The organism is Sandarakinorhabdus sp. (assembly GCF_031422795.1).
Taxonomy (GTDB): Bacteria; Pseudomonadota; Alphaproteobacteria; order Sphingomonadales; family Sphingomonadaceae; genus Sandarakinorhabdus.
Genome location: NZ_JANPML010000372.1, coordinates 1 through 7,476 on the forward strand (window position 1 = coordinate 1; position 7,476 = coordinate 7,476).

Annotated in this window: 8 protein-coding genes; 3 read left to right on the forward strand and 5 right to left on the reverse strand. The window is 64.5% G+C overall.

Going from position 1 to position 7,476, the window contains the following annotated elements; all coding sequences use genetic code 11:
- The 3 genes from RMO81_RS13010 to RMO81_RS13020 form a co-directional block, all read right to left on the reverse strand.
- On the reverse strand, positions 1–760 hold a 760-nt coding region (locus tag RMO81_RS13010; protein ID WP_310476320.1), incomplete at its 3' end, for an ABC transporter permease.
- Between the two features lie 5 nt (positions 761–765).
- Positions 766–1,470, reverse strand: a complete 705-nt coding sequence (locus RMO81_RS13015; RefSeq protein WP_310476321.1) for a dienelactone hydrolase family protein — start codon at positions 1,468–1,470, stop codon at positions 766–768.
- Positions 1,471–1,480: 10 nt separating this feature from the next.
- Positions 1,481–2,185: an ATP-binding cassette domain-containing protein gene (locus RMO81_RS13020; RefSeq protein ID WP_310476322.1), complete on the reverse strand. Its 705-nt coding sequence runs from the start codon at positions 2,183–2,185 to the stop codon at positions 1,481–1,483.
- Positions 2,186–2,253: 68 nt separating this feature from the next.
- Here RMO81_RS13020 and RMO81_RS13025 point away from each other — a divergent pair, with 68 nt between their 5' ends.
- From RMO81_RS13025 to RMO81_RS13035, 3 genes are all read left to right on the forward strand, one after another.
- Positions 2,254–2,883 carry an arylesterase gene (locus tag RMO81_RS13025; RefSeq protein ID WP_310476323.1) on the forward strand — a complete coding sequence of 210 codons (630 nt, stop codon included), beginning with the start codon at positions 2,254–2,256 and terminating at the stop codon, positions 2,881–2,883.
- Complete coding sequence (gene thpR / locus RMO81_RS13030) at positions 2,880–3,398, forward strand: RNA 2',3'-cyclic phosphodiesterase (protein ID WP_310476324.1); 519 nt, start codon at positions 2,880–2,882, stop codon at positions 3,396–3,398. The genes RMO81_RS13025 and thpR overlap by 4 nt, the downstream gene beginning before the upstream one ends.
- Positions 3,399–3,523: 125 nt before the next feature.
- On the forward strand, positions 3,524–4,309 hold the full coding sequence (locus RMO81_RS13035) for a PEPxxWA-CTERM sorting domain-containing protein (protein ID WP_310476325.1): 786 nt from the start codon (positions 3,524–3,526) through the stop codon (positions 4,307–4,309).
- Between the two features lie 64 nt (positions 4,310–4,373).
- Here RMO81_RS13035 and gcvPB read toward each other — a convergent pair whose 3' ends face one another.
- Positions 4,374–5,936, reverse strand: a complete 1,563-nt coding sequence (gene gcvPB / locus RMO81_RS13040) for an aminomethyl-transferring glycine dehydrogenase subunit GcvPB (RefSeq protein ID WP_409049618.1) — start codon at positions 5,934–5,936, stop codon at positions 4,374–4,376.
- Positions 5,933–7,303: an aminomethyl-transferring glycine dehydrogenase subunit GcvPA gene (gene gcvPA / locus RMO81_RS13045; RefSeq protein WP_310476326.1), complete on the reverse strand. Its 1,371-nt coding sequence runs from the start codon at positions 7,301–7,303 to the stop codon at positions 5,933–5,935. Before gcvPA ends, gcvPB begins: the two co-directional genes overlap by 4 nt.
- Between the last annotated feature and the right edge of the window lie 173 nt (positions 7,304–7,476).

The following is a 7,476-nucleotide window of genomic DNA, read 5'->3' on the forward strand; positions in this document are numbered from 1 at the left end:
TGACGAAATTGCGGGTGCCGGGTGCGCCATTGCTGCGGTCGCGTACGCGGCCCCCATCCTTGGCGACGGCTTCCAGCCGATCACGCGCCGCATCGACCGAGACGCCGGGTTTCAGCTTCACGCGCAATTCGCTGGTATACAGGCTGCCGAGCGTGATGAGACCGGCCCGATCAAGATCCTTGGTGGTCACCACCAGGCCGGGGCCAAAGCCAAAGCCATCGCCAGCGCGGTCGGGCTCTTCGGCCAAGGTGCCGGCATAGGTGAGTGTCGCCTGGCCCAGCTGCAGTTTGTCGCCGGGCTTCAGGCCCAATTTATCGGCCAGCACTTCCTGTGCGGCGGCCATGCCGGGGCCAATTGTTCCGCCGCCCTGCAGCACCACCTTGCCATACAGCGGCCACGTCGCATCGATGGCCTTCACTTCGGCCAGCACGCTGTCGCCGACATCCGCCCGGCTGACCCCAACCTTACTGACCATGCCGCGCAGTTTCACCACTTCGCCGACCGTGCCGAGCGCAGCCGCCGTCGCCCGCTGTTCGGCCGTCGGCATGCGGCCCGACAGGCGCAGCGCGACATCGCCGCCCATCAGAAACTGGCCGCGCTCCGCCAATCCGGCGTTGATGGCACTGGCCAGGCTGCCGACGCCGGCAAGCGCCGCCACACCCAGCACAAGGCAGATGGCAAGAATGCGCAGCCCGGCAAGGCCGCCGCGCAGTTCGCGCAGGGCCAGACGCAGTGCGAGACTGAGGGCCAAGCTTGGCACGAGACTCAGAGGGTTTCGCCGAGGAAGTTCAGCAACGCCTGCCAACTGCGCCGATCCGCCTTTTCATCATAATGGATGCCGCCGGCCTTGTTGGCAGCGGCCTTGGCGGTGAAGGCATGATAGGCGTGGCCATAGGCATGGATTTGCCAATCCGCGCCCGCTGCAGTGAGTTCCTTCGCCAGCGCCACGGTGGCATCGGGCGGCGTCAGCGGGTCTTCCCAGCCGTGCAGCACCAGCACCTTGGCGCTGATTGGCGCCTGCGCGCCGATATTGGGCGGCGCATAGACACCGTGGAAACTGACAGCGCCCTTGATCCGGGCATCGCCAGAGCGCGCGACATCAAGCGCGCACAGGCCGCCAAAGCAATAGCCCATGATGGCCAGGCGTTCGGCGTCCACCATCGGATGGGCTTCAGCGGCCGTGACCGCGGCCAGCAGGCGCTGGCGCAGGGCGGCACGATTTTCCATCCACGGGTTCATCAAGGCGCTGTTGTCGCCCATCAGCTCGCCGCGCACGCCCTTGCCATAGACATCAAGCGCGATGCCGATGAAACCGGCCGCCGCCAGCCGGTCGGCGGCGTCATTGTCGGCCTGCGTCTGCCCGGCCCAATTGTGGGCAATCAGCACGGCGGCGTGCGGGCCGGGGCCGGCCGGCAGCGCGAGATAGCCTTCGCATTCGGTATCGCCGTCGAAATAGCTGAACGATGTCATGGTCTTCCCTTTATTCCGCGGCTTGCGCCAGATTCATGCGGTCATCAACAATCTGGCCATCGCGCATGGTGATGATGCGGTCACACAGCGGTGCAAGTTCGGCATCATGGGTGATCAGCACCAGCGTCGCGCCGGTTTCGGCAAGGCGGCCAAACAGCAGTTCGATGATGGCGGCGCCGGTGGCCGCATCGAGATTGCCGGTTGGTTCATCGGCAAAGATCAGCGCCGGGCGGCCCACCAGGGCACGGGCAATGGCGACGCGCTGCTGCTCCCCACCCGAAAGTTGGGTCGGGTAATGGTGCAGGCGGTGGCCCAGGCCGACGGCTTCCAGTTCGGCCTTGGCGCGGCCCTGTGCATCGGCTTCGCCCGCCAGTTCCAGCGGCACGGCGACATTTTCCAGCGCGGTCATGGTCGGGATCAGGTGAAACGCCTGCAGCACGATGCCGATGCGGCCACGGCGGGCACGGGCCAGGCCGTCTTCGTCCATCCGGGTGAAATCGGCGCCGGCCACAGTCACTTGGCCGCCTGACGCGCGTTCCATGCCCGACAGCACGGCCATCGCCGACGACTTGCCGGAACCCGACGGGCCCAGAATGGCGATACGCTGGCCGGCCGGCACAGACAATGAAACACCGCGCAGCACATCGACTGCGGCATCGCCGCTGCCCAGGCGCAGGGTGACATCGCGGGCTTCAATGACCATATGGCTGTTCATTCATGTCCCGCTTGGCTGAAAGGATTCGAGTCTTGCCCGAATTAGGCACTCGTAAGGCGTTTTACCAGATGGCGTTGTTGATCAGCGCGTTGTTCATGTCGCAGGTTGTCCCTGCCTCTCCTGCAGTTGCCCGGCCGCTGGTCGTTCTGGCCTATGGCGATTCGCTCACGGCAGGATACCAGCTGCCGCCCGGCCAGGGCTTTGCCCCGCAACTGGAGAAGGCGCTGAAGGCAAAAGGCCGCGATGTGACGGTGGTGGGCGCCGGCGTATCGGGCGATACCAGCACCCAAGGCCGCGCCCGCGTGAACTGGGTGTTGGCCGGCATGAAGCAAAAGCCGGATCTGGTGGTGCTGGAACTGGGCGCCAACGACATGCTGCGCGGCCAGTCACCAAAAACCGCCAAGACCAATCTTGATGCGATGGTGAAAGCCTTCAAGGCCAAGGGCGCACGGGTGCTGGTCGCCGGGATGCGGGCCAATCCAACGCTGGGCAAACCCTATGTGACCGAGTTTGAGGGCATGTTCGCAGGCGTGGCCAAGGCCAATGGCGCGGCGCTCTATCCGTTCTTCCTGGATGGCGTCGCTGCCCAGCCGGGCCTGCAGCTGGACGATGGCATGCACCCCAATGCCAAGGGCGTGGTGGTGATGGTCAAACGCATCCTGCCGGCGGTGGAAAAGGAACTCGCGCAGATCAAATGATCCGTCTGTTTGTTGGCCTTGATCTGCCGGAGCAGGTGAAAACCGCCCTGCTGGCCAGCATGGGCGGCGTGGCCGGCGCGCGCTGGCAACGGGCGGAACAGCTCCATCTCACGCTGCGTTTCATCGGCGAAGTGGATCGCCACACGGCGGCCGATATCGCCGCTGCATTGGGCCGGGTAAACATCCGTCCGTTCACGGCAGAGCTTGGCGAACCCGGCCTGTTCGATCATCGTGGCCGCATCGACGCGCTGTGGGTGGGTGTGCGCCCGGCCGACGCGCTGGCCGGGCTGGCCAAGGCGATCAACGCCGCCCTCGCCAGCGTCGGCATCGCGCCCGACAGCCGGGCCTTTGTGCCCCACATCACCCTTGCCCGCGGCCGCAGCATGATCGGCGTCAGCAATTGGCCGCAGGGCCCCATCCCCCGCATTGCCTGGCCAGTCGCGGGCTTTGCCCTGTTCGAAAGCCAGATGGGCAAGGACGGCAGCGATTACAGCATCATCGCCCGCTGGCGCTGAGCGTCATGGTTACTTGTTCATATTAACCTTTTATTTTCTTTTTGTGCAGAACAACTGCTGATAGTGCGGCGTCAACCTTTTCGAAACCAAGGTTGTCCGTGCGTTTACCAGTTGGAGTTGCTTTCATGTCCGTTCGTCTTGCGCTTGTGCTGTTGGCTGCTCTCACCGCCAGCGCCGCCTCTGCCACCGCCACCATCCCCTTCACTGTCAGCCTTGAAACCGAAGCCGCCGGCATCCAGAACAGCACGTCCGGCTTCAGCGCCGTGGGCGTTGAGCGGTTCAATGCGCGCGCAACGGGTGCCGGCCAGAATTTCACCAGCAATTTCGGCGGCAACGATTTCACCGGCCGCTATACCGGCGTGCAGATCAACCGCGCTGATCGCTTTGGTGGCGCCGGCGGCAACGGCAAATATGCCGTCACCTTCTCCAGCGCCGGCTACAGCCTCGATCTGGCCGCCACCACTGGCAAAGTGACCTATTTCGGTTTCTGGCTGTCGGCGCTGGATCGCGGCAATCAGGTCAGCTTCCTGAAGGGTGGCGAAACGCTGTTCACCTTCACCGCCAGCGATGCCCGCAGCTTCATCAACGGCCTGCCGAATCGCGCCAGCTATTCCTGCAACCCGAATGCGGCGTTTGCCAATCAGAACTGCGGCGAACCCTATGCTTTCCTGAACTTCTATGCCCGCGGCGGCGCCAGCTTTGATCGCATCGTGTTTGCCGAAAATCCGCAGGTCGGTGGCTATGAAAGCGACAATCACACAGTGGGCCGCTGGAACCGCATTTCAGGCACCCCGATCGACATCACCGGCACAGTGGCCGGCGTTCCGGAACCGTCGAGCTGGGCGATGCTGATCGCCGGCTTTGGCCTGGTTGGCGCCGGCATGCGACGCCGCCGCACGGCGATTGCCTGAACCAACGGCGCAGGGCCGAAAACAACAGGGCCGGTGGGGGAAACCTCGCCGGCCCTGCTTATCTTCAGGCCGCTTCGCTGTCCTTGTAAGCCAGCACCGGCTTGCGCGCAGCCAGAGTCTCATCAAGCCGGCGGCGCGGCGCCAGGTGCGGCCCGGTGCGCCAGGCATCAGGATCCGCCAGCATTTGTGTGGCGACATGGCGCATCGCCCCGATCAGCTGATCGAGGTTGGCCTTGCTCTCGGTTTCGGTCGGCTCGACCAGCATCGCACCATGCACCACAAGTGGGAAATAGACCGTCATCGGGTGGAAACCTTCATCAATCAGGCCCTTGGCGAGATCGAGGGTGGAGAGCCCCGTGCCATCCAGGAAATCATCCGAGAACAGCGCTTCGTGCATGCACGGCCCGCTGCTGGCGAACGGCGCGGTGTACAGATCCTTCAGGCTGGCGAGGATGTAATTGGCGTTGAGCACGGCATCCTCAGCTACCTGACGCAGGCCGTCGGCACCGTGGCTCATCATGTAGCTGAGCGCGCGGACGAACATGCCCATCTGGCCGTGGAAGGCGACCATACGGCCAAAACTGTCGGCGGCGTGGGTGCCGGCGGTGTCTTCCTCAACCAGTTCCAGCCCAGTCGCGGTCTTGCGCACGAACGGGATCGGCGCGAACGGCGCCAGCGCGGCTGACAGCACGACCGGGCCCGAACCCGGCCCACCACCGCCGTGCGGGGTGCTGAACGTCTTGTGCAAATTGATGTGCATGGCATCGACGCCCAGATCGCCGGGGCGCACGCGGCCAACGATGGCGTTGAAATTGGCGCCGTCGCAATAAACATAACCGCCCACGGCATGCACCGCGTCGGAAATGCGCTTCAGATCAGGCTCGAACAGGCCGCAGGTGTTGGGGTTGGTGATCATCACCGCCGCCACATCCGGGCCCAACCGGGCCATCATGGCATCGAAATCCACGCGGCCGCGCGCGTTGGCCGGGATATTCTCCACAGTGAAGCCGCAGAAAGCCGCGGTGGCCGGGTTGGTGCCATGGGCTGATTCCGGCACCAGCACGACGCGGCGCGGATCGTTTTTCGCATCGAGCGCGGCGCGAATGGCCAGCATCCCGCACAATTCGCCATGGGCGCCGGCCTTGGGACTCATGGCAACAGCGGGCATGCCGGTCAGCTTCATCAGCCAATCGGCCAGCACGTTGATCAGTTCCAGCGCGCCCTGAATGGTCGACTGCGGTTGCAGCGGGTGGATATCGGCAAAGCCGGGCAGCCGCGCCATCTTTTCGTTCAGGCGCGGATTGTGCTTCATCGTGCACGAACCCAGCGGGAAGATGCCCAGATCGATGGCATAATTCTGCCGTGACAGGCGGGTGTAGTGGCGCACAGCCTCCGGTTCGGAAAAGCCCGGCAGGCCGATGACGACATCACGGCCAAGGCCAGCGAGGCGATCCGGCACCGGCGGCACCGGCGGCAGATCAACGCCCGACCTGTCGAGCGAGCCGCGCTCGAACAGCAACGGCTCTTCCAGCATCAGCGCCTTGTTGCCGGTAAAGGTTTCCGCCACGGCACCAGTGCCAGCGACCAGACGGGTGGGACGGCCCACGTTGTTCATTGCAGTGCTCATTTCGCCATCACCTCATCCAGCGCGTCTTCATACGCGTCAAAATCCTCGTCGGTCGCGGTTTCGGTCACCGCCACGATCATGCCGCTGGTCAGCGATTTCTCGCCTGGCCACAACCGGCCCATCGACACGCCGCCGAGCACGCCCTTTTCGGCAAGCTTGCGCACCACGGGGCGGGCTTCACGGCCGAGATCGAGGGTGAACTCGTTGAAGAACGGGCCATTGAGCAGGGTCACACCGGGCACGCGGCCCAGCCGATCGGCCAGCTGCACGGCGCGGGCGTGATTGAGGGCCGCGAGATGGCGCAGGCCCTTTTCCCCCAGCAAGGTCAGGTGCGCCGAAAACGCCAGCGCGATCAGGCCGGAATTGGTGCAGATGTTGCTGGTCGCCTTTTCGCGGCGGATATGCTGTTCGCGGGTAGACAGCGTCAGCACGAAACCGCGCTTGCCGCTGGCGTCCACGGTTTCGCCGCACAGCCGGCCTGGGGCCTGGCGCACATGTTTTTCGCGGCAGGCGAACAGGCCCAGATAGGGGCCACCAAACAGCAGGCCGGCGCCCAGCGACTGGCCTTCGCCAACCACGATATCGGCGCCCATTTCGCCCGGCGACTTGATCGCGCCCAGCGAAACGATTTCGGTGACCACCACGATCAGCAGCGCGCCGGCCTTGTGGCAGGCATCGGCCAGCGGGGTGAGATCGGCGATATGGCCGAACAGATTGGGGTTCTGCACCACAACGCTGCTGGTATCGGCATCGATGCTGGCGATCAGGTGCGCGAGGTCATCGCCCGGCGCACCCTTGGTGAAGCTCGGCACGCCAGCTTCCACCACGTCGCCGGTAAAACGGGTCAGCGTGTTCAGCACCGAGGTATAGTGCGGGTGGACGCCGGCCGACACAATGCACTTGGGCTTGCGCGTGATGCGACGGGCCATGAACACCGCTTCGGTCATCGCGGTGGAGCCGTCGTACATGGAGGCATTCGCCACTTCCATGCCGGTCAGCCGGGCAACCTGGGTCTGGAATTCGAACAGCACCTGCAGCGTGCCCTGCGCGATTTCCGGCTGATAAGGCGTGTAGGCGGTGAGAAACTCGCCGCGCTGGATGACCATGTCGACGCTGGCCGGCACATGATGCTTGTAGGCGCCGCAGCCCACAAAGAAGGGATTGGTGCTGGCGGTCTTGTTCTTGCCGGCCATCTTCACCAGCGCGCGCTCGACGGCCATTTCGCTGGCGTGATTGGGCAGGCCGGCGATGGGGCCATCAAGCACAGCCTCGGCGGGCACATCGCTGAACAGGTCGTCGACACTGGCGGCACCGATGGTGGCCAGCATGGCTGAACGGTCAGCCGTGGAGAGTGGGAGATAACGCAATTTTCTTACTCCGGGAGATGAGCGGAAAAACGGATACGGACATAATCGGCGATCCACTGGCCTTCGGCAGCCTGTAACGCCGAGGCGACAACCGCAAAGCGGGGAAAGAAGCCCTTCGACTACAGGCTGGCGACAAACGCGTCATACGCGGCCTTGTCCATCAGGCCGTCCAG

Bases quoted from the DNA above. Each gene is read 5' to 3' on its own strand.
- RMO81_RS13020 (WP_310476322.1), bottom strand. From the start codon at position 2,185: ATGAACAGCCATATGGTCATTGAAGCCCGCGATGTCACCCTGCGCCTG.
- thpR (WP_310476324.1), top strand. From the start codon at position 2,880: ATGATCCGTCTGTTTGTTGGCCTTGATCTGCCGGAGCAGGTGAAAACC.
- gcvPB (WP_409049618.1), bottom strand. From the start codon at position 5,936: ATGAGCACTGCAATGAACAACGTGGGCCGTCCCACCCGTCTGGTCGCT.
- RMO81_RS13015 (WP_310476321.1), bottom strand. From the start codon at position 1,470: ATGACATCGTTCAGCTATTTCGACGGCGATACCGAATGCGAAGGCTAT.
- RMO81_RS13025 (WP_310476323.1), top strand. From the start codon at position 2,254: ATGGCGTTGTTGATCAGCGCGTTGTTCATGTCGCAGGTTGTCCCTGCC.
- RMO81_RS13035 (WP_310476325.1), top strand. From the start codon at position 3,524: ATGTCCGTTCGTCTTGCGCTTGTGCTGTTGGCTGCTCTCACCGCCAGC.